This window comes from Methylobacterium planeticum (assembly GCF_008806345.1).
In the GTDB taxonomy this organism is placed as follows: Bacteria; Pseudomonadota; Alphaproteobacteria; order Rhizobiales; family Beijerinckiaceae; genus Methylobacterium; species Methylobacterium planeticum.
In genome coordinates, this window is record NZ_VZZJ01000016.1 from 43,951 (window position 1) to 62,180 (window position 18,230).

Here is an 18,230-nt window from a genome sequence, read left to right on the forward strand (position 1 = left end):
GGCGCAGAGGTGGTTGACCCGCTCCCGGTTCGGGGCTCTAGGTTCCGGCGGGACCCGGATCCAGTCCGTGTTCCCCCGTCAGTCCGCGTCCCAGGAGCTGCCATGGGCAAGCCCGTTTCCCTGACCGTGAACGGCCGCAGCCTCAACGTCTCTCCGGACGATCCCGACGTTCCGCTCCTCTACGTCCTGCGCAACGAGCTGGAGCTGCGCGGGCCGCGCTTCGGCTGCGGCCTCGGCCAGTGCGGCGCCTGCACGGTGCACCTCGACGGGGAGGCCGTGCGCGCCTGCGTGACGCCGCTCTCCGCGCTCCAGCCGGGGCAGCGGATCACCACGCTGGAGGGCCTCGCCCAGAACGGCGAGCTGCACCCGGTCCAGGCGGCGTTCGTCGGCGAGCAGGCGGCCCAGTGCGGCTACTGCATCAACGGCATGATCATGCAATCGGCCGCGTTCCTCGCGCGGACGCCGAAGCCGAGCGAGGACGAGATCAAGCAGGCGCTCGCGGGCAATCTCTGCCGCTGCGGCACCCACCTGCGGATCGTGCGGGCGGTGCAGCGCGCCGCCGCGAGCCTGTGAGGGAGGGGACGATGATGCAGACGGGCGTCTCCCGCCGGGCGCTCCTCCGGGGCAGCGCCCTCGTGGTCGGCTTCACCCTGGCCGGCCTGCGGCCGGAGGCCGGAATCGCCGGATCCTCGACGGCGCCCACGAAATCCGTGGCCGCCGACGACGTCGACGCCTACCTGGCCCTCTCGCGGGACGGGCGCGCCACGATCTATTCCGGCAAGGTCGACCTCGGCACCGGCCTGCGAACCGCACTCACCCAGATCGCCGCCGAGGAGCTCGACCTGCCCCTCGATCACGTCACCCTGGTCCAGGGCGACACGGCGCTCACCCCCGACCAGGGGCCGACCTACGGCAGCCTCTCGATCCAGAACGGCGGCATGCAGCTCCGCCTCGCCGCCGCGACCGCCCGCCGCCAGATCCTGGCGCTCGCGGCCGACCGGCTCGGGCAGAAGGCCGAGAGCCTGGTGGCCGAGGGCGGCAGCGTGCGCCCGCAGGCCGGCGGCACCCCGATCCCCTACGCGGACCTGCTGCGCGACGGGCGCTTCGCGCTCAAGCTCGACAAGGACGTGGCGACGAAGGATCCGGACCGCTTCGCCCTCGTGGGCCATGCGGTCCAGCGCCTCGACATCCCCGACAAGGTCTCGGGCCGCTTCACCTACATGCAGGATTTCCGGCTGCCCGGGATGCTGCACGGGCGGGTGGTGCGCCCGGCCGCCATCGGGGCGCAGCTCCTCGGAATCGACGAGGCCTCGGTGCGGGACGTCCCGGGCCTGATCAAGGTCGTGCGCGAGGGCAATTTCCTCGGCGTCGTGGCCCGCACCGAGTGGGGGGCGATCCGGGCCGCCCGCCAGCTCGCCGCGCAATGGTCGCAGCCGGAGACGCTGCCCGAGCAGGCGCGGCTCTGGGAGCACGTGCGGGCGACCCGGATCACCAAGGACGACGTCACCATGAATGTCGGCGATGCCGGGGCCGCCCTGGCCTCCGCCGCCCGCACCCTGAGCGCCACCTACGATTTCGCCATCCACACCCACGGCTCGATCGGGCCGTCCTGCGCGGTGGCGATGCTGAGCGAGGGCCGGCTCAGCGTCTGGACCGCGTCGCAGATGACGCACGCCCTGCGCAAGCAGCTCGCGGCGATGCTGGGCCTGCCGCAGGACGACGTGCGCTGCATCTACATCGAGGGCTCGGGCTGCTACGGGCGCAACGGGCACGAGGACGCGGCGGCCGATGCCGCGATGCTCGCCCGCGCGGTCGGCCACCCGGTGCGGGTGCAATGGTCGCGGGCCGACGAGCACGGCTGGGACCCCAAGGGGCCGCCGACCCTGATCGACCTGACGGGGGCGCTCGACGCGGAAGGGAACGTCGCCGCCTGGACCTCCGCGTTCTTCATCCCCGAGGGGGCCGCCGGCAACGTGCCGCTGGTCGCGGCCGACCTCGCGGGGCTGCCGCGCGAGACCACCTACGCGCCGGGCAACATCATCCAGAACTCGGGCATCCCCTACGCCTTCCCGAACGTGCGCACGGTCTGCCACCGCCTCGCGGAGACGCCGCTGCGCCCCTCCTGGATCCGCACGCCGGGGCGGCTGCAGAACACCTTCGCGAACGAGGCCTTCCTCGACGAGCTCGCGGCGGCGGCCGGCGCCGACCCCCTCGCGTACCGCCTGCGCGCGCTCGGCGACGCGCGCGGCATCGCGGTGCTGACGCGGGCGGCGGAGCTCGCCGGCTGGGAGCCGCGGCCCTCGCCGCGCCCGCAAGGGGGCGACGTCCTCCGGGGCCGCGGCTTGTCCTACGTGAAGTACGAGCTCTACCGCACCTACGTGGCGGCGGTGGCGGAGGTCGAGGTGGAGCGCGCCACCGGCGCGATCCGGGTGCGGCGCATCACCGTGGTCCAGGATTGCGGGCAGGTCATCAATCCGGACGGGGTGCGCAACCAGATCGAGGGCAACATGCTCCAGACCGTGAGCCGGACGCTCCGGGAGGAGGTCACCTTCGACCGCGCCCGCGTCACCAGCCTCGACTGGGCGAGCTACCCGATCCTGACCTTCCCGGAGATCCCCGAGGTGGTGATCGACCTGATCGACCGGCCCCGCGACAAGCCCTGGGGGGCCGGCGAGCCCTCGGCCGCCATCGTGCCCTCGGTGATCTCCAACGCCGTCTTCGACGCGACGGGGGTGCGCCTGCGCTCCGTCCCGTTCACCCCCGAGAAGGTCAAGGCCGGCCTCCAGAGGACCTGAGGCGCCGAGCGATTCTCGGAATCCCGGATCGGGGTGGGCGTGTACTGCGTAGCTTCCACAACCAGAATGCGTAGAACCCCTCTGCGGCGAGAAAGCGCACACGCAATCGGATTGCGCGCGCCGCGCCCCGGCGGGCGCGCCAAGGCACGGCGCGGCGCCGTAGCGCAAGCGTGACCATTTCGCACTGCGCACAGACGAGTTGCCCACGCAACGGCCGGTTCCGGGCCCTGGGGCCGGGCTAATCTGCTTGGGGCACATGTCGCGGGCGGCAACCGCCGCGCCGCATGCAGGGGCAGCATGAAACCGCCGCCCCGGATCGAAAAGTAGTTTCGAAGCGCTCACCTTTCGTTTTGCACTGCAACATGCGCTTTTGCAGGACGGCGGCCTGGTTAACGCTTCCAAGCGGGTCGGCAGGACTTGATCGGAGGGACTTTTGTCCCTCGGGAAGCGAGTTGACGGCGGCCAAATTTTTCTTAGAGTTCATTCAAGCTTCGGTTTCGAGGGGGCCGCTAAAGGGATGGCGGCTCCTGGCTCGGTGCCCCATCGGCACACGAAAACCCCGCCCGCTACCGAAGCGTACCGATCCCTGTCGCAAACAGCAGGTCAGGTCTTCTTACGTAATCATCTGATTGCGCGAGGCGGCTCAAAGACCTGTCGGAGGAATCCATGAGAGCGGTCCATCTTCTCGCACTCGGTGCAGGCCTGGCGGTCGCCACGCCGGCGCTGGCCAACGAAGAACTGACGAAGCACCTCAACAACCCTGCCGAGCAGGCGCTTCAGACGGTTGACTACGCCAACACCCGCTATTCCAAGCTCGACCAGATCAACGCCCAGAACGTGAAGAACCTCCAGGTCGCCTGGACCTTCTCGACCGGCGTGCTGCGGGGTCACGAGGGCTCGCCCCTCGTCATCGGCAACATGATGTACGTCCACACCCCCTTCCCCAACATCGTCTACGCGCTCGACCTCGATCACGACGCCAAGATCGTGTGGAAGTACGAGCCCAAGCAGGATCCGTCCGTGATCCCGGTGATGTGCTGTGACACGGTCAACCGTGGCCTGGCCTACGCCGAGGGCGCCATCCTGCTGCATCAGGCCGACACCACCCTCGTGTCGCTCGACGCCAAGACCGGCAAGGTCAACTGGTCGGTCGTGAACGGCGACCCGAAGAAGGGCGAGACCAACACCGCGACGGTTCTGCCGGTCAAGGACAAGGTCATCGTCGGCATCTCGGGTGGCGAGTTCGGCGTGCAGTGCCACGTCACCGCCTACGACCTGAAGTCGGGCAAGAAGGTGTGGCGCGGCTACTCGATGGGCCCGGACGATCAGATGATCGTCGACCCGGAGAAGACCACCGCGCTCGGCAAGCCGGTCGGCAAGGATTCCTCGCTGAAGACCTGGGAAGGCGATCAGTGGAAGACCGGCGGCGGCTGCACCTGGGGCTGGTTCTCCTACGATCCCAAGCTCGACCTGATGTACTACGGCTCGGGCAACCCCTCGACCTGGAACCCGAAGCAGCGTCCGGGCGACAACAAGTGGTCCATGACGATCTGGGCGCGCAACCCCGACACCGGCGCGGCCAAGTGGGTCTACCAGATGACCCCCCACGACGAGTGGGACTACGACGGCATCAACGAGATGATCCTCACGGATCAGAAGGTTGACGGCAAGGATCGTCCGCTCCTCACCCACTTCGACCGCAACGGCTTCGGCTACACCCTCGATCGCGCGACCGGCGAGCTCCTCGTCGCCGAGAAGTTCGATCCGGTGGTGAACTGGGCCACCAAGGTCGACATGGAGAAGGGCTCGAAGAACTACGGTCGTCCGCTGGTCGTGTCGAAGTACTCGACCGAGCAGAACGGCGAGGATACCAACTCCAAGGGTATCTGCCCGGCGGCTCTCGGCACCAAGGACCAGCAGCCTGCAGCCTTCTCGCCGAAGACCAACCTGTTCTACGTGCCCACCAACCACGTCTGCATGGACTACGAGCCGTTCCGGGTGACCTACACCCCGGGCCAGCCCTATGTCGGTGCGACCCTGTCGATGTACCCCGCGCCAAACAGCCACGGCGGCATGGGTAACTTCATCGCCTGGGACGGCGTCAACGGTAAGATCAAGTGGTCGAACGCCGAGCAGTTCTCGGTGTGGTCGGGCGCTCTTGCCACCGCCGGCGACGTCGTCTTCTACGGCACCCTCGAGGGTTACCTGAAGGCGGTCGATTCCAAGACGGGTAAGGAACTCTACAAGTTCAAGACCCCGTCGGGCATCATCGGCAACGTGATGACCTACAGCCACAAGGGCAAGCAGTATGTCGGCATCCTGTCGGGTGTCGGCGGCTGGGCCGGCATCGGCCTCGCGGCCGGTCTCACCGATCCCAACGCCGGTCTCGGCGCGGTCGGCGGCTACGCGGCCCTGACGAGCTACACCAACCTCGGTGGTCAGCTGACCGTCTTCGCGCTGCCGAACTAATCGGTCGCAGGAAACGGTCCGACTTCGGGTGCCGGCGCGGGTTTCCGCGCCGGCATCCTTATGATTAGATGCGGTCTAAGAAGGCTGCATCCGGTCGTTGAAAATGATGCAAGCCCAGTGTCTCAGGGAGAAACGTCCGTTGCTTCACCTCAGCCAAGTCGCCTTGCGGCCAATCGTGGCTGCCCTCGCCCTAGCGACCCTGTCCGTGGTCGCCGTAAATGCTGAGGACGCAAAGCCTGCCGACAAGTCCCTCGCCAACTCCTTCAACCTCGAAGACAAGACCGCCGAACGGGACGAGAAGCTTCTCGCCAAGGATGCGGCCGTGAAGGTCGAGGATGGCAAGTACTTCGACGCCGAGGGTCACCCGACCTTCCACGTCAGCGACAACGGCAAGAAGTTCGACTGGTACGCCTATTCGGGCTACCGCCGCTATCACGCCGAGTGCCACGTCTGCCACGGCCCCGACGGCATGGGCTCGACCTACGCGCCCGCCCTCAAGGATTCGCTGAAGCACCTCTCCTACGAAGAGTTCATCGGCATCCTCGCCGGCGGCAAGCAGGACGTCAGCTCGTCGGACCAGAAGGTCATGCCGGCCTTCGGCGATAACAAGAACGTCATGTGCTACGCCGACGACCTCTACGTGTACCTCAAGGCACGCGCCTCCGGCGCCATGGGCCGCATCCGCCCGGGCGACAAGGAGGAGAAGCCCGAGGCCGCCAAGAAGGCCGAGAAGGAGTGCATGGGCGGCTGATGTCGCACAGCACCCCTCGGATCGCCACCGCGCTCGCGCTCCTGCTGATCACCGCAGGGGCGCGGCCCGTTTCCGCCCAGCAGCTCCCCGACCTCGTCACGACGGACGTCCTCCGCGTCTGCGGCGACCCGGGGAACATGCCGTTCTCCGAGCGCAAGGAGGACGGGTTCGAGAACAAAATCGCGGCGATCATCGCCGACGAGCTCAAGGTCAAGCTGCGCTACTACTGGCTGACGCAGGGTCCGGGCTTCGTCCGCAACACCCTGGGCACAGGCCTCTGCGACCTGATCGTCGGGTCGGCGGCGGGCAGCGAGCAGGTCCAGCACACCAACCCGTATTACCGCTCGGGCTATACCCTGGTGTCGCGCCACGGCGACCTTACCGGGGTGACGAAGCTCGACGACCCCCGGCTGAAGGGCAAGTCGATCGGGGTCATCGCGGGCACGCCGCCGGTGAACCGGATGGGCGAGCTCGGCCTCGTCGGGTCGATGAAGACCTACGCCCCCTACCAGCTCGACCCGGGCCGCAAGCACCAGACCGTCTCGGCGGAGATCATCGCGGATCTGGCCGAGAAGCGCATCGACGCCGCCGTGCTCTGGGGTCCGGCCGCCGGCTGGCTCGCCAGGAACAGCGGCGCCGGGATGGACGTGGTGCCCCTCCTGCAGGAGCCCGACCGGCCGCCGCTCACCTTCCGCATCGCCATGGGGGTGCGGATCAACGAGAACGACTGGAAGCGCAGCCTGAACACGATCCTGCGCAAGCGCCGCGCCGATATCGAGCAGGTGCTGCGCGACTTCGAGGTGCCGCTTCTCGAGGACGAGGAGAACAAGCTCCTCGGTTCCGCCAAGCCGTAGCGCGGGGGGCCGGTATTGCCGGCCCCCCTCCTCGTGCGGCCCGTCGCCGGGGCGCGGTCCGGACACCGGCCGGACGCGGCGGTCAGACCGGCTCGATCCCCGTCCGGTCGAGCTTGGCCAGCGCTCCGGTGACGGTCTCGCCGCCGATGACGAGGTCCGGGGCGATCTCCGCGAGGGGCACCAGCACGAAGGCCCGCTCGCGCACGAAGCGGTGCGGCAGCACGAGGCGCGCGTCGGAGACCTCGGCGCCCGCGTAGTGCAGCACGTCGATATCGATCACCCGCGGCCCCCAACGCCGCTCCCGCACCCGGCCCAGCGCCGCCTCGATGGCGAGGCAGGTTTCGAGGAGCGCGTGCGGGCTCAGGCGGGTCTCGATCCCGACCGCCGCGTTGAGGAACCAGTCCTGGTCGGTGTCGCCCCAGGGCGGCGTCCGGTAATCGTGGGAGCGCGCCGTCACGGCGATGCCGGGGGTCGCCGCAAGTCCTTCCACGGCGGCGGCGAGCATCGCGGCCTTGTCGCCGATATTGCTGCCGAGCCCGAGATACGCCTCCGTCATGCGCGGGCCTGTCCTGTCGCGGCCCGCTGAAGGCGGGTGATCTCGATGCTGACCCCGTCGATCACCGCGGGCACCGGGGCGCTCGGCTTGTCGATCCGGACCGTGATGGCCTGGAGCCGGGGAAACCGCGCGAGGCAGGATTCGGCGATGGCCTCGGCCAGGGCCTCGATCAGGGCGAAGCGGCGCTGCGTCGCGATCTCGACGGCGATCTCGGTCAGGTCGGCGTAGCTCACCGTCCGGGCGACGTCGTCCGAGGTGCCCGCCGCCGCGAGGTCGAGGCTGCCATAGAGGGAGATGTAGAAGCGCTGCCCGATCCGGGCCTCCTCGGCCAGGAGCCCGTGATAGGCGAAGACCGCGATGCGCTGGACGAGAATGCGGTCGCTCATGCGCGGGTCTCCGGGCGCATCACCGCGTCTACCACCCGCAGGGCGTCGACATGGGCCGCGACGTCGTGGACGCGCACGATGTCGGCCCCGAGCGTGCCCGCCAGCACGTGACTGGCGATCGAGCCGTAGAGCCGGTCGGCGGGCTTCGTCTCCCGGTCGTGCAGGCGCCCGAGCAGGGACTTGCGCGAGACCCCGACGAGGAGCGGGAAGCCCAGCGCCCGGATCTCGGGCAGGCGGCGCAGGGCCTCGAGATGCTGCTCCCAGCTCTTGCCGAAGCCGATGCCGGGATCGAGCACGATGTCGCCGTCCGGGATGCCGGCCCGGCGCGCGATATCGAGGGAGCGCTCGAAGAAGCGCAGCATGTCGGCGACGATGTCGAGGCCGGGATCGATGGTCTCGCGGTTGTGCATCACCATCACGGGGGCGCCGTGGGCGGCGGCGACGCGGGCGATGTCGGGCTCCCGCTGCAGCCCCCAGACGTCGTTGACGATGCGGGCGCCCGCCGCCAGGGCGGCCTCGGCGGTCGAAGCCTTGTAGGTGTCGATCGAGAGCGGGACGCGCAGGTGCGGCGCGAGGCTGCGGATCACGGGCAGCACCCGGGCCTGCTCCGCCTCGGCCGTCACCGCAACGTGGCCGGGCCGGGTCGACTCGCCCCCGACATCGACGAGGGCCGCGCCCTCGGCGGCGAGGGTCTCGGCCTGCTGGGTCGCGGCCGCCTCGCCCGCGAAGAGGCCGCCATCCGAGAAGGAATCCGGGGTGACGTTGAGGATGCCCATCACGAGGGTGCGCCGGCCGAGATCCGGCAGCAGGCGGGCGAGGGCGGCGGGCGGCTGGCTCACGGTGGGGCGGTCCCTTCTCCAAGGCTCCGGGCCGGGATATGCGTCGGGAACCGCCGATGTGGACGAATCCCCGCGCCCGCGCAACGGCGGGGGCATCCGGCCCGCCGTGCATGAAAAGGGCCGCCCCGCCGGGATGGCGGGACGGCCCGGATCGGCGCAGGCCTCGCGATCAGCCGCGGAAGCAGCGGATCTCGGCCTCGGCCTGGGCGCGGCGCAGATCCGAGACCTTGTCGTCGAAGATCTTGGTCGACTTGAACTCGTTGGCGCGCTGGCCGACGCCCTGGCGCATCGACAGGATCGTGCTCGCCTGGACGTACTTGTCGTAGGGCAGGATCGACGCGAGGGCGTCGAGGGAGCAGGAGCAGCGCTGCAGCGCCTCGCGGGTCTGGCCGTTGGCCGCCATGCAGCCGAAGACGTAATCCACCCGGGCCTCGGTCGGGTAGTCGTTCTCGAGGTCGGAGGCCGCGAGGCCCGGAGTCGCGAGGGCCGCCAGGGCCGCCAGGACGAAGGCCGCAAGCGCGAAGGCCGCGAGCGCCCCGCGCTCAACCAGCGTTCTGATCATAGCTCAACCGCTCCTCGAGGAGTTCGCCGCCCTCGGCGTTCTTGGACTGGGCCTCGATCGAGACGACCTCGCCGGGCACCTCCGGCGAGGTGACGAAGGTGTAGGTCAGGTTCGACAGGCCGCGCATGCGCTCGGCGAGCTTGTCGCCCTCGAAGGGCTTGGCCTCGATCCGCCAGGCATCGACCTCGCGGCCGTTGAACCGGACCTTGGTGGGGGTGACGGTGGCGCCGTCGCGCAGGCCCTTGCGGATCGCGTTCTTGAGGTAGCGCGGGTTCGCCTCGAGGACGCGCGCGAGGTTCTTGAGGTGATGCTCGAGGAAGAGCGACATCACCGGGTTGCCGGGCATGTCCTCGAAGGGGCCGGCCGGGAAGCGGTTCTGGCCGGAGAACATCTCGACGCTGATGTTGCGCTCGTCCGCCGTCCTGCCCGGCTCGAGCCTGAGCTTGATCGCATCGTTGAGGGGCGGCCCGAAGGGTCCCTTGAGGATGCCGGAGCGGCGCAGGTAATCGTAGGTGAGGGTCGCGCCGGGCGCGGTGTTGCGCATCTGCGGGCGCTCGAACAGCAGGTCGGCGGCGGCGGGGGCGGCATCGGCCTTGGCCTGTTGCACGGCCGGCGCCGCCGCCGGGGGCGTCCCCTGGGCGAGCGCCGGCGCGGCGGTGAGCGCCAGGATGGCCGCGGTCACGAGATCCTTCACAGGGGGGCTTCCTCCTTGAGCGGCGACCGGACGTTGCTGCCGATCGTCCGGTAGACGTAGTCGGGCGGGGTGTCGGCCGCCTCCTCGCTCGCCAGGGCCCGCACCTTGGCGTGCAGCGGCGAGAGCGAGCAGGCCGGGTCGGTCGCCGCCGCATCGCCCGCGAGGGCGAGCGCCTGGCAGCGGCAGCCGCCCCAATCCTTCTCCCGGCGATCGCAGGAGCGGCAGGGCTCCTGCATCCAGTCGGTTCCCCGATAGGCCGTGAAGGCCGGGGAATTCGCCCAGATGTCCCCCAGCGCATGCTCCGTGACGTACCAGAACTCAAGCTGCGAAATCGTCTCGGCCGCGTGGCAGGGCAGGACCTTGCCCTGGGGGGTGACGTTGATGAGCTTGCGGCCCCAGCCGCCCGCGCAGGCCTTGGGGTACTTGGCGTAGTAGTCCGGCACCACGAGGTCGATGACGAGCTGGCCCTTGAGGCGCTCGCGGGCCGCCTCGACGATGCGGATCGAGGCGTCGACATCGGCCTTGTTCGGCATCAGGGCCGCGCGGTTGACGTAGGCCCAGCCGTAATACTGGGTGTGGGCGACCTCGAGGCGCTTGGCGCCGAGCTTGACCGCGAGGTCGATGAAGCCCTCGACCTCGTGGATGTTGCCGCGATGGATCACGGAATTGAGGGTCAGGGGCAGGCCGAGGCCGGTGACCTTCTGGGCGAAGGCGAGCTTCTGCGGCTGCGCGTTCCTCAGGCCGCCGATCTTCTCGGCGTTCTGGGCGTCGACCCCCTGCACCGAGAGCTGCACGTGGTCGAGGCCGACATCGTAGAGGGCCTGGAGCTTGTCGAGGGCCCCGCCCACGCCCGAGGTGATCAGGTTCGAGTAGAGGCCGAGCTTGGCGCAGGTCTCGGTGATCTCCACGATGTCGTTGCGGGCTGTCGGCTCGCCGCCCGAGAGGTGGACGTGGAGCACGCCGAGCCCCGCCGCCTCCGTCAGCACCCGCTGCCAGGTCGCGGTGTCGAGCTCGCGCGAGCGGCGGTCGAGTTCCAGCGGGTTGGAGCAGTAGGGGCAGCGGAGCGGGCACCGGTGGGTGAGCTCCGCCAGGAGCCCGACCGGGGCCGGAACGGCCTGGGGATTGGGCGTGATCGCGTTCATCGCTCGAGCACCCTCTTGGTTGCGAGGTCGTTGAGCATCACCAGGATGTCGCCCTCGATGACCTTGGGATCGGCCGCGTAGGTCTGCCCGAGGGCGACCGCGATCTCCGCGACCGTGCGCTGCCCGTCGACGAGGGAGAGCACCGCGACCGCGTTGTCGTCGAGGTCGAAGGTGCGCTCGGGGGCGAGCAGGACGTGCTTCTGGCGCGTCTCGTCGAAGCGCAGGCGCACGCCCCGGGGCAGGCGCGGCGTGTGGCCCGCCTCGATCCGCCCGGTGCCTGCGGCCTGCGCCACGGCGGGCGCCTCGGGCACGAGGCCGGTGCCCGGCGTCCAGGCATCCGGCGGGATCATCCCGGGGGCGACGTAGGCGAAGTAGAGGGCGTCGAGCTGCGTCCAGAGGACGTTGCACTTGAAGGTCAGGGCCGCCATCGCCTGCCGCTGCAGCGCCGGGGTGGTGGCGTGCTGCTTGACGTAGTCGAGGGCGAAGTCGGCGTCCCGCGGGGCCTGGGTCAGGCGCTTGTCGAAATAGGCCAGCGTGTCCCGGGTGATGAAGTCGTAGTTCTTCAGCATCCCGGCGACGCGCTCGGAGATGATGGTCGGCGAGAACATCTCGGTGAGCGAGGAGGCGATCGCCTCGAGGAGCGAGCGCTCGGAGACGAAGTGCACGTAGGCGTCGACCGAGAAGCGGGTCGCCGAGAGGATGCCCTTCGTCGAGAGCACGTAGTCGCGCGCGAAGCCGACGCCCTCGGCGAGCTTGAGCCAGCGCTCGATGCCGCCGTCGCCCGGATGGTCGCCGTCATGGTCGACGATGCGCTGGCGCCAGACCCGGCGCAACGCGGCGTCGGTCATGCGCGCGAGCACGGCCGCGTCCTTCACGGGGATCATCGCCTGGTAATAGTAGCGGTTGAGCGCCCAGGCCCGGACCTGGTCCTTGTTCAACTTTCCGTCGTGGAGGAGGCGATGGAACGGGTGCAGGTTGTGGTAGCGCCGGGCGCCGATGTCGCGGAGCGCCGCCTCCAGGTCCTCGGGGCTGAGGAGCCGCTGGGTCTCGTCGGCGGCGGGGGTGGGGAAGGCTGCGGTCATGGCGTGTCCAAGCGTCCGTCTCGAGATGCGTTTCCTGGAACGATTCTTAGATGGGGCGGCGGAGGCGCCTGACCAACGCCGCACCCACGCGATTGGATCGTGCAAGAGATAATGCCGCCGGCACGCGAATGCCAATCGGCCGTCCCGTCGGGTCCCTAGAGGTTCAGGCCGAGCCCGTCATGCGCCACGGTCCAGCCCGCGGCCTCGACCTCGGCGCGGGCCTCCGAGCCCTCCACCAGGACCGGGTTGGTGTTGTTGATGTGCACGAAGATGCGCCGGCCGATGGCCACGTCGCGCAGGGCCGCCACGGAGCCGCCCTCGCCCCGCATCGGCACGTGCCCCATGCGCCAGCCCGTCTTGGTGCCGACGCCCGCCCGGATCATGTCGTCGTCGTACAGCACCGTGCCGTCGAACAGGAGCGCGTCGACGCCTGTGACGCGCGCGCGCAGGCCGTCGGTAACGCGGGCGCAGCCCGGAATGTAGGCGAGGCGCCGGCCGCCGGCCTCGATCAGGGCGCCGACCGTGGTCTCGGTCTCGGCGCCGATCTGCATCGAGGCGTCCTCGAGCCAGAGCGGCACCTTGCCGGGCACCGCGAACAGGGTGACGGACAGCCCCGGCACCGGCTCGAAGCGCTGCTCCAGGCTGATCGCCTCCCGGCTCACCACGCCGGCCGCCATCACGTCAAAGACGCGGTTGTCGTTGACGGAGCCGAGGATGCCGGGGGTCGCGTAGAGGGTGTAGGGCTGGCCCTCGCGCAGGGTCAGGAGGCCGGCGACGTGGTCGACGTCGCCGTTCGTCAGCAGCACCGCGTGGATCGGCGAGTGGCGCAGGCCCTCGCGGGGGTGCAGCACCGGGTTGTCGAAGAGTTGCTGCCGGATGTCCGGCGAGGCGTTCACCAGGAGCCAGCGCTCCCCGTCGGGGGAGACCGCGATGCTCGACTGGGTGCGGGGCCTGACCCGGGACGGCTCGGTCCGGGCGAGGGTGCAGTTGGGGCAGCGGCAATTCCACTGGGGAAGGCCGCCGCCGGCCGCCGAACCGAGGATCACGACACGCATGGTTTCAACTCACGCAGCCGGCCATCCCCGGTCCGGCTCGCACCTTAGTGGAAGGTGTCGATCTCAGCCGACTCGTAGCTCGTGACTTCCATGCCGACGCAGATCTCGGAAACGACGGGGGCTGCCCACTTCATGGTGTTTCTCCTCATTCTTCGATCGTCAGAACCATCCTGGCAACCTCCCTAAGAAGATCCTAAGATGCTGACGGCGCAGTGGTTTCTGTCGCGGGAGCTATATCGGCAATTCCGCCGGACTCTTCAAGCGCTAAATTGCCAGATGCTCCCAGATCCCGGTGGGGAAATGCGGGCCTCAGTGCCGGAAATCCTGCCCGCGCAGGTCCAGCATGAAGCCCCGGCCGCGGACGGTGGTGAGGATCGGGCCGCCGAGGCGGACGAAGTCGGACATCTTGGTCCGGAGATAACCTACGTAAACATCGACGACATTCAGCGAGAGGCCGCCTTGGCTCGCCCAGAGCTTGTCGAAGATGTCGCCCCGCGAGACCGGCCTGTTGGCCTGGTCCATCAGCATGGCCAGGAGCTCCGCCTCCCGCGGCGTGAGGCGTGCTGTCGCATCCCCGAAGCTGACCTGCCGGACATTGAGATCGAGGGTCAGGCGCCCCGCCGTCACGATGGTGCGGGGCTCGTCCGATTCCCTGCGGCGCAGCAGGTGCGTGCGCAGCCGCGCCACGAGCTCGTCGAACACGAAGGGCTTCACGATGTAGTCGTCGGCCCCGAGGGCCAGCCCCTCGGCCCGGTCGCGCACCTCGTCGCGGGCGCTGAGGAACAGGATCGGACCCGGATAGCCGCCCTCGCGCAGGGAGCGGCAGACGTCGTGGCCGGACCCGTCCGGGAGGGTGATGTCGAGGACGACGGCCTCCGGCGCCTCGTCCCGGGCGGCGGTCAGCGCGTCGCCGACGCACCCCGCCATGCCCACCGAGAAGCCCTCGGCCTCGAGGCCCCGGGCCAGCATGGCGCGGATGTCGCTGTCGTCCTCGACGATCAAAACCCGCGTCATGCGGCACTCTCCCGTGTCTCGCGCCCCTTGTTCTGTTGTCCGGCGGGGTCGAGGACCGGCAGGTCGAGGGTTACCCGCGCGCCCCGGCCGTTCTCGCCCCGCCCGAGGCGGATGGCGCCATCATGATGCTCAATCACCCAGCGCGCCAGTGCCAAGCCTATGCCGAATCCGCCCTCGCCGGGGAACTCCCCGCGCCGGAAGCGCTCGAACAGGGTCTCCTCCGCCTCGGCGAAGCCGGGCCCGTCATCGCTGATCGTCACGTTGGCGCGGGCGCCGTTCGGGCCCCCGGCGCTCGTCAGCGCCACCGTCACCCGGGTCAGGCCGGCGGCGTGGCGCAGGGCGTTGTCGATCAGGCTCTCCACCACCTGGCGCAGCCATTCGGGGTCGGCCAGGATCTCGATGTCGCTGTCGCCGGGCTCGAGGGTCAGGGCGACCCGGCGGCGCGCGGCCTCGGAGCCCGCATTCTCCAGAGCCTCCGCCAGGATCGCCACGGCGCTGACGGGGCGGCGCTCCAGCTCGATCTGCCCGGATTCGGAGCGGGCGACCCGCAGCAGGTCCTCGACCCGCAGCTTCAGGCGCTGGGCCCGCTTGCGGATCGTCGCGAAGACCGGGCCGTATTCGACGCCCCGCGCGCTCGGCCGGGTGGCGAGGTCGCACTCGCCGAGGATGACGGTCAGCGGCGTGCGCAGCTCGTGGCTGACATCGGCGAAGAAGCGCCGCCGGGAGCGGTCGACGGCCTCCAGGCGCTCGTTGGCGGCGCGCAGGTCGGCGGTGCGGGCCGCCACCGTGTCCTCGAGGGCGGCCCGGTCGGCGGCGAGCCGGCCCTCGCGCCGGGAGAGGCGGGCGGCCATGCGGTTGAAGTTCGCCACGAGCAGGCCGAGCTCGTCGCGGGTCGCCACCGACAGGCGGGTGTCGAGCTCGCCGCCCCCGATGGCGCCCGCGGCCTTCCGCATGGCCTCGATCCGCGCCAGCGTCGGGCGGGTCACGCTGCGGTAGAGCACCAGCACGATGCCGAGGGCGAGGAGCACCGCGAGGCCCGCGGCGACGCGCAGCCGCCGGGACAGCGCGCCGGCCTGCTCGGAGCCCAGCACCATGGTGCGCCGCTCCGCCTCGATCAGGAAGGAGAGGGGCTGGCCCGTCATGGCGCCGAAGCCGTTGAGGGCCCCCTGGATCGCGTTCTTGCGGCTCTCGGGGTCGGTCCGGCGCTCGATCTGCGAGACCTGCCGGTCGAGGATGACGCGGGCGGCCCGGATCTGCGACATCGGCCGGGTGCGGGCGGCGTACTGGGTCCGGTCGAGGGGGTCGTTGGTGGCCAGGATCGTGGCCGCCAGGGCCTCGTCGACGGTGGTCAGGGCCCGGTCGACATTGGTGCGGGCGATCGCCAGCGCCTCCGGCTGGCCGTCCGGATTGCCCACGGTCTCGACCGCGGCGAGGCCGAACTGGGTCAGCCGGCCGGAGAGCTCGGCCAGGAGCTCGAGCCGGCGCTGCGCCGCCAGCGTCCGGTCGATCGTGCTCTCGGCGGCGGCGATCGACCACAGCACCCCGGCCGCCGCCAGGACGACGAGAAACGCCGTGCTGCCGAGCAGCAGCGCGAAACGAACCTTGAGCGAGCGCATCGTCCCCTATCCGGCCCGGGCGCCTGGCGCGGGCGGGCCCGAGAGTGTCACCGCGGGGCGGCCAGGCCAAGAGCCGCGCCGGGCCCCCGCGCCCCGCCGTCAACACCCGCGATCGCTCCGTGGCGCCTTGCCGGCGCGGGCGGCACGACGCGCTGGCCGGCGGATTGGACGGAGGCGACCGGGTATCGGACCCGGCGCGGGCGGCGCGACGCACTCCCTCTCCCGTCCGGGAGAGGTTTGCCCGCGGAGCGGGCCGGGGTGAGGGGTGCGACTTCTCCGGAAAGGTCGCACCGCTCCCGGGCCTGAGGGAGGGGTGGGGCGCGCCGCCATCCGGAGCCCGATGGCGGCCCTAGAGGTTCCTCGGCTCGCTGCCGCGCGCCGCGCAGCGCCAGCGCTCGACGTGCCATTCGGGGTGGGCGGCCTGCCAGGTGGCGATGGCGCTCTGGCCGTTGCGCAGGCAGATGAACGGGCTCGAGGCCTCGTAGGACAGGGTGATCCGGTCCTCGCGGCAGGTGGTCGGCTGCGACAGGAGGCAGATCGAGAGCAGGATCATCATGGGGCCACGCCTCGTTGCAGGACGGGGGCCGGCGGGGCCGGCCCCCCGAGGGGATGCGGGCCCGGCCGACCGGGCGTCATATGCGGCAGCCGCCCGCGACGGCCAGGGCGTCAGGCGGCCGCGGCCCAGATCTCGCCCTTGCCGAGGGTGGCGAGGTCGCCCGAGTAGCGCGTGAGCGCGCCGGCCGCGAGGTCGGCATGGGCCGGGCTGAGGGCCCGCAGGGACCGGGCGAGGAGGCGCAGGAACACGAGGTCGTGCGCACCCGTGGCGACGAAGGTCGGGCTCATCGCCCCGTGCCGGCCGAGCAGCATCGTGCCGCGCCGCATGCCGAAGCCCGGATGGTCGCCGACGCCGAGGGCCGCGAGGGTCCCGGCGATCATGCGCGAGCCCGCGAAGTCCCCGGCCTCGCCCGCCACGATGAGGCCCCGCCGCATCCGGTCGCCGAGATGGTCGCCGGCCCGGCCCCGGATCACCAGCGTGGCACCGTCGAGCCCCGCCTTGGCGGCGTAGACCGCCCCGCCCGCGTGGTCGCCCGCATCGCCCCCGATGGTGATCAGGCCGCCGGTGGCGCCGGTGCCCGCGAAGGGACCGGCCGCGCCCTCGACGTGCAGGCTGCCCCCCGCCATGCCCTCGCCGAGGCGCTGGCCGACATCGCCCGAGACCCGGATGGTGCCCTCGGAGAGCGCCGCGCCGACCCGGTCGAGGCGCCCGGAGCCGCCCTCGATCACCAGGGTGTCGGAGCGGTCGAGGCGCACCGTGAAGCAATCGCCGAGGGTCAGCCCCCGGCGCGTGGTGCCGACCGGGATCCGCGCGGCCTCGGCCTCCGAGAGGCCCGAGAGGGCAAGCGGCGTGATGTCGAGGAGGTCGAGGCGCTCGGGGGGCGCCTCGCGCAAGGTGAGGACGCTCATGCTGCACCCGGTTTCGAGAGGAGGTCCCGGAGATGGTAGTGGTGGCGGCCGAGATTGCCGCCGTAATTGCCCGCGGTGACGCCGACGAGGCCGTGCGCCGCCCCGATCTCGGTGGCGGCGTGGAGCGCCGCGCGCATCGAGGCGGAGACGCCGTCCGAGGTCAGCGCGTCGATGACGATCTCCAGCACCACGCCGCACTCGGCCGGCAGGGCGGAGCCGGCCCGGCCCTTGAGCGTCGGGCAATAGGCGTCGTTGGTCGAGGCCATCATGCCCTTGGTGCGCCCGCCGACCTTCGAGCCCGAGCGCACGATGCCGCCCGGGAAGGGCAGGATCGCGCCGGGCACGGATCTCGCGGCCTCGACCGCGATCTCCGCCACCTTGAGGGTGTCGGCGTGCCTGCGGCCGAGGAACAGGAGGTTGCCGCCGCCGACCGCGCCCTCGACCGCCCGGGTCGAATCCTCGCACAGGAACTCGCCGTCCATGACCGGGATGCGCCAGTAGCGCCGGACCTTGCCGTCGGGGCCGGTGAGGCGCTTGGCCACCGCGAAGCCGTCGCCGAAGTAGCGGATGGCGCCGCCGAGCTTGATCTTCGTCGGCCCCTCGACGCCCGCGTAGCAGGCGGTGCCCGGGCAGGTGAGGATGCACTGGCCGACGCGCTTGAGGAGCTGCTCCTTGAGCCCGTTCGGCTCGAAGCCGAACAGCAGGATGCGCACGCCCGGGCGCCCGTCCGGGGTCTCGTCGGGGGCGAGCTCGGCGTCGATGCCGGCCTCGGCGCCGCAGCCGATGACCGAGGTCGCGAAGCCCGTCATCACGGTCGCGGCGATCATCGCCCATTTCGGCGTGTCGTTCGTGACGACGATCGCGGTGCCCGCGACGTCGAAGGCCTCCGCGAAGGTATCCTCCACCGGAATGCCGTTGAGGGTGAGTTGCGCCATCTCAGCCACCGGTCCC

At 70.7% G+C, this 18,230-nt stretch carries 19 protein-coding genes; 5 read left to right on the forward strand and 14 right to left on the reverse strand.

The genetic code is table 11. The features are described 5' to 3' along the window. The first annotated feature begins 102 nt into the window (after positions 1 to 102). The 5 genes from F6X51_RS17680 (at position 103) to xoxJ (ending at position 6,869) form a co-directional block, all read left to right on the forward strand. Positions 103 to 573, forward strand: coding sequence for a (2Fe-2S)-binding protein (locus tag F6X51_RS17680; protein WP_150964991.1), 471 nt, complete (start codon positions 103 to 105; stop codon positions 571 to 573). A gap of 14 nt (positions 574 to 587) precedes the next feature. Beyond that, the gene (locus F6X51_RS17685) at positions 588 to 2,795 is read left to right on the forward strand and encodes a xanthine dehydrogenase family protein molybdopterin-binding subunit (protein ID WP_150965064.1); all 2,208 of its coding nucleotides are present in this window, start codon (positions 588 to 590) and stop codon (positions 2,793 to 2,795) included. 666 nt (positions 2,796 to 3,461) lie between these two features. Further along, positions 3,462 to 5,264, forward strand: coding sequence for a lanthanide-dependent methanol dehydrogenase XoxF1 (xoxF1, locus tag F6X51_RS17690; RefSeq protein ID WP_150964992.1), 1,803 nt, complete (start codon positions 3,462 to 3,464; stop codon positions 5,262 to 5,264). Positions 5,265 to 5,403: 139 nt separating this feature from the next. After that, entirely contained in the window at positions 5,404 to 6,015 is a 612-nt protein-coding gene (locus F6X51_RS17695) for a c-type cytochrome, methanol metabolism-related (RefSeq protein WP_150964993.1), read from the forward strand. After that, the gene (gene xoxJ, locus F6X51_RS17700; protein ID WP_191970159.1) at positions 6,015 to 6,869 is read left to right on the forward strand and encodes a rare earth element methanol dehydrogenase accessory protein XoxJ; all 855 of its coding nucleotides are present in this window, start codon (positions 6,015 to 6,017) and stop codon (positions 6,867 to 6,869) included. The genes F6X51_RS17695 and xoxJ overlap by 1 nt, the downstream gene beginning before the upstream one ends. An 82-nt stretch (positions 6,870 to 6,951) precedes the next feature. Here xoxJ and folK read toward each other — a convergent pair whose 3' ends face one another. The 14 genes from folK to fhcD all read right to left on the reverse strand — a co-directional run bounded on the left by folK (position 6,952) and on the right by fhcD (position 18,214). Continuing rightward, positions 6,952 to 7,425, reverse strand: coding sequence for a 2-amino-4-hydroxy-6-hydroxymethyldihydropteridine diphosphokinase (gene folK / locus F6X51_RS17705; RefSeq protein ID WP_150964995.1), 474 nt, complete (start codon positions 7,423 to 7,425; stop codon positions 6,952 to 6,954). Further along, a complete protein-coding gene (gene folB, locus F6X51_RS17710; protein WP_150964996.1) occupies positions 7,422 to 7,811 on the reverse strand; it encodes a dihydroneopterin aldolase in 390 nt (129 codons plus the stop codon). The genes folK and folB overlap by 4 nt, the downstream gene beginning before the upstream one ends. Beyond that, a complete protein-coding gene (gene folP, locus F6X51_RS17715) occupies positions 7,808 to 8,587 on the reverse strand; it encodes a dihydropteroate synthase (RefSeq protein WP_246696874.1) in 780 nt (259 codons plus the stop codon). The genes folB and folP overlap by 4 nt, the downstream gene beginning before the upstream one ends. Before the next feature lie 232 nt (positions 8,588 to 8,819). Beyond that, on the reverse strand, positions 8,820 to 9,212 hold the full coding sequence (locus tag F6X51_RS17720) for a hypothetical protein (RefSeq protein ID WP_150964998.1): 393 nt from the start codon (positions 9,210 to 9,212) through the stop codon (positions 8,820 to 8,822). After that, positions 9,193 to 9,906 (reverse strand): hypothetical protein, encoded by a 714-nt coding sequence (locus tag F6X51_RS17725; protein ID WP_150964999.1) that lies wholly within the window; start codon positions 9,904 to 9,906, stop codon positions 9,193 to 9,195. Before F6X51_RS17725 ends, F6X51_RS17720 begins: the two co-directional genes overlap by 20 nt. Beyond that, complete coding sequence (gene pqqE, locus F6X51_RS17730) at positions 9,903 to 11,048, reverse strand: pyrroloquinoline quinone biosynthesis protein PqqE (RefSeq protein WP_150965000.1); 1,146 nt, start codon at positions 11,046 to 11,048, stop codon at positions 9,903 to 9,905. The genes F6X51_RS17725 and pqqE overlap by 4 nt, the downstream gene beginning before the upstream one ends. Next, complete coding sequence (gene pqqC / locus F6X51_RS17735) at positions 11,045 to 12,130, reverse strand: pyrroloquinoline-quinone synthase PqqC (RefSeq protein ID WP_150965001.1); 1,086 nt, start codon at positions 12,128 to 12,130, stop codon at positions 11,045 to 11,047. Before pqqC ends, pqqE begins: the two co-directional genes overlap by 4 nt. A 155-nt stretch (positions 12,131 to 12,285) precedes the next feature. Then, positions 12,286 to 13,185, reverse strand: a complete 900-nt coding sequence (pqqB, locus tag F6X51_RS17740; protein ID WP_150965002.1) for a pyrroloquinoline quinone biosynthesis protein PqqB — start codon at positions 13,183 to 13,185, stop codon at positions 12,286 to 12,288. 44 nt (positions 13,186 to 13,229) lie between these two features. Then, a complete protein-coding gene (gene pqqA / locus F6X51_RS17745) occupies positions 13,230 to 13,319 on the reverse strand; it encodes a pyrroloquinoline quinone precursor peptide PqqA (RefSeq protein ID WP_109896664.1) in 90 nt (29 codons plus the stop codon). A 175-nt stretch (positions 13,320 to 13,494) separates the two neighbouring features. Further along, positions 13,495 to 14,199: a response regulator transcription factor gene (locus F6X51_RS17750; protein WP_150965003.1), complete on the reverse strand. Its 705-nt coding sequence runs from the start codon at positions 14,197 to 14,199 to the stop codon at positions 13,495 to 13,497. After that, a complete protein-coding gene (locus F6X51_RS17755; protein WP_150965004.1) occupies positions 14,196 to 15,815 on the reverse strand; it encodes a sensor histidine kinase in 1,620 nt (539 codons plus the stop codon). The genes F6X51_RS17750 and F6X51_RS17755 overlap by 4 nt, the downstream gene beginning before the upstream one ends. 349 nt (positions 15,816 to 16,164) lie before the next feature. Then, positions 16,165 to 16,371 carry a hypothetical protein gene (locus F6X51_RS17760; protein ID WP_150965005.1) on the reverse strand — a complete coding sequence of 69 codons (207 nt, stop codon included), beginning with the start codon at positions 16,369 to 16,371 and terminating at the stop codon, positions 16,165 to 16,167. 110 nt (positions 16,372 to 16,481) lie between these two features. Then, a complete protein-coding gene (locus tag F6X51_RS17765) occupies positions 16,482 to 17,279 on the reverse strand; it encodes a formylmethanofuran dehydrogenase subunit C (protein WP_150965006.1) in 798 nt (265 codons plus the stop codon). Then, positions 17,276 to 18,214, reverse strand: coding sequence for a formylmethanofuran--tetrahydromethanopterin N-formyltransferase (fhcD, locus tag F6X51_RS17770; protein ID WP_150965007.1), 939 nt, complete (start codon positions 18,212 to 18,214; stop codon positions 17,276 to 17,278). The genes F6X51_RS17765 and fhcD overlap by 4 nt, the downstream gene beginning before the upstream one ends. Positions 18,215 to 18,230 lie beyond the last annotated feature (16 nt).

Bases quoted from the DNA above. Each gene is read 5' to 3' on its own strand.
- F6X51_RS17680 (WP_150964991.1), top strand. From the start codon at position 103: ATGGGCAAGCCCGTTTCCCTGACCGTGAACGGCCGCAGCCTCAACGTC.
- F6X51_RS17685 (WP_150965064.1), top strand. From the start codon at position 588: ATGCAGACGGGCGTCTCCCGCCGGGCGCTCCTCCGGGGCAGCGCCCTC.
- xoxF1 (WP_150964992.1), top strand. From the start codon at position 3,462: ATGAGAGCGGTCCATCTTCTCGCACTCGGTGCAGGCCTGGCGGTCGCC.
- xoxJ (WP_191970159.1), top strand. From the start codon at position 6,015: ATGTCGCACAGCACCCCTCGGATCGCCACCGCGCTCGCGCTCCTGCTG.
- folK (WP_150964995.1), bottom strand. From the start codon at position 7,425: ATGACGGAGGCGTATCTCGGGCTCGGCAGCAATATCGGCGACAAGGCC.
- folB (WP_150964996.1), bottom strand. From the start codon at position 7,811: ATGAGCGACCGCATTCTCGTCCAGCGCATCGCGGTCTTCGCCTATCAC.
- folP (WP_246696874.1), bottom strand. From the start codon at position 8,587: ATGGGCATCCTCAACGTCACCCCGGATTCCTTCTCGGATGGCGGCCTC.
- F6X51_RS17720 (WP_150964998.1), bottom strand. From the start codon at position 9,212: ATGATCAGAACGCTGGTTGAGCGCGGGGCGCTCGCGGCCTTCGCGCTT.
- pqqE (WP_150965000.1), bottom strand. From the start codon at position 11,048: ATGAACGCGATCACGCCCAATCCCCAGGCCGTTCCGGCCCCGGTCGGG.
- pqqC (WP_150965001.1), bottom strand. From the start codon at position 12,130: ATGACCGCAGCCTTCCCCACCCCCGCCGCCGACGAGACCCAGCGGCTC.
- pqqB (WP_150965002.1), bottom strand. From the start codon at position 13,185: ATGCGTGTCGTGATCCTCGGTTCGGCGGCCGGCGGCGGCCTTCCCCAG.
- pqqA (WP_109896664.1), bottom strand. From the start codon at position 13,319: ATGAAGTGGGCAGCCCCCGTCGTTTCCGAGATCTGCGTCGGCATGGAA.
- F6X51_RS17750 (WP_150965003.1), bottom strand. From the start codon at position 14,199: ATGACGCGGGTTTTGATCGTCGAGGACGACAGCGACATCCGCGCCATG.
- F6X51_RS17755 (WP_150965004.1), bottom strand. From the start codon at position 15,815: ATGCGCTCGCTCAAGGTTCGTTTCGCGCTGCTGCTCGGCAGCACGGCG.
- F6X51_RS17760 (WP_150965005.1), bottom strand. From the start codon at position 16,371: ATGATGATCCTGCTCTCGATCTGCCTCCTGTCGCAGCCGACCACCTGC.
- F6X51_RS17765 (WP_150965006.1), bottom strand. From the start codon at position 17,279: ATGAGCGTCCTCACCTTGCGCGAGGCGCCCCCCGAGCGCCTCGACCTC.
- fhcD (WP_150965007.1), bottom strand. From the start codon at position 18,214: ATGGCGCAACTCACCCTCAACGGCATTCCGGTGGAGGATACCTTCGCG.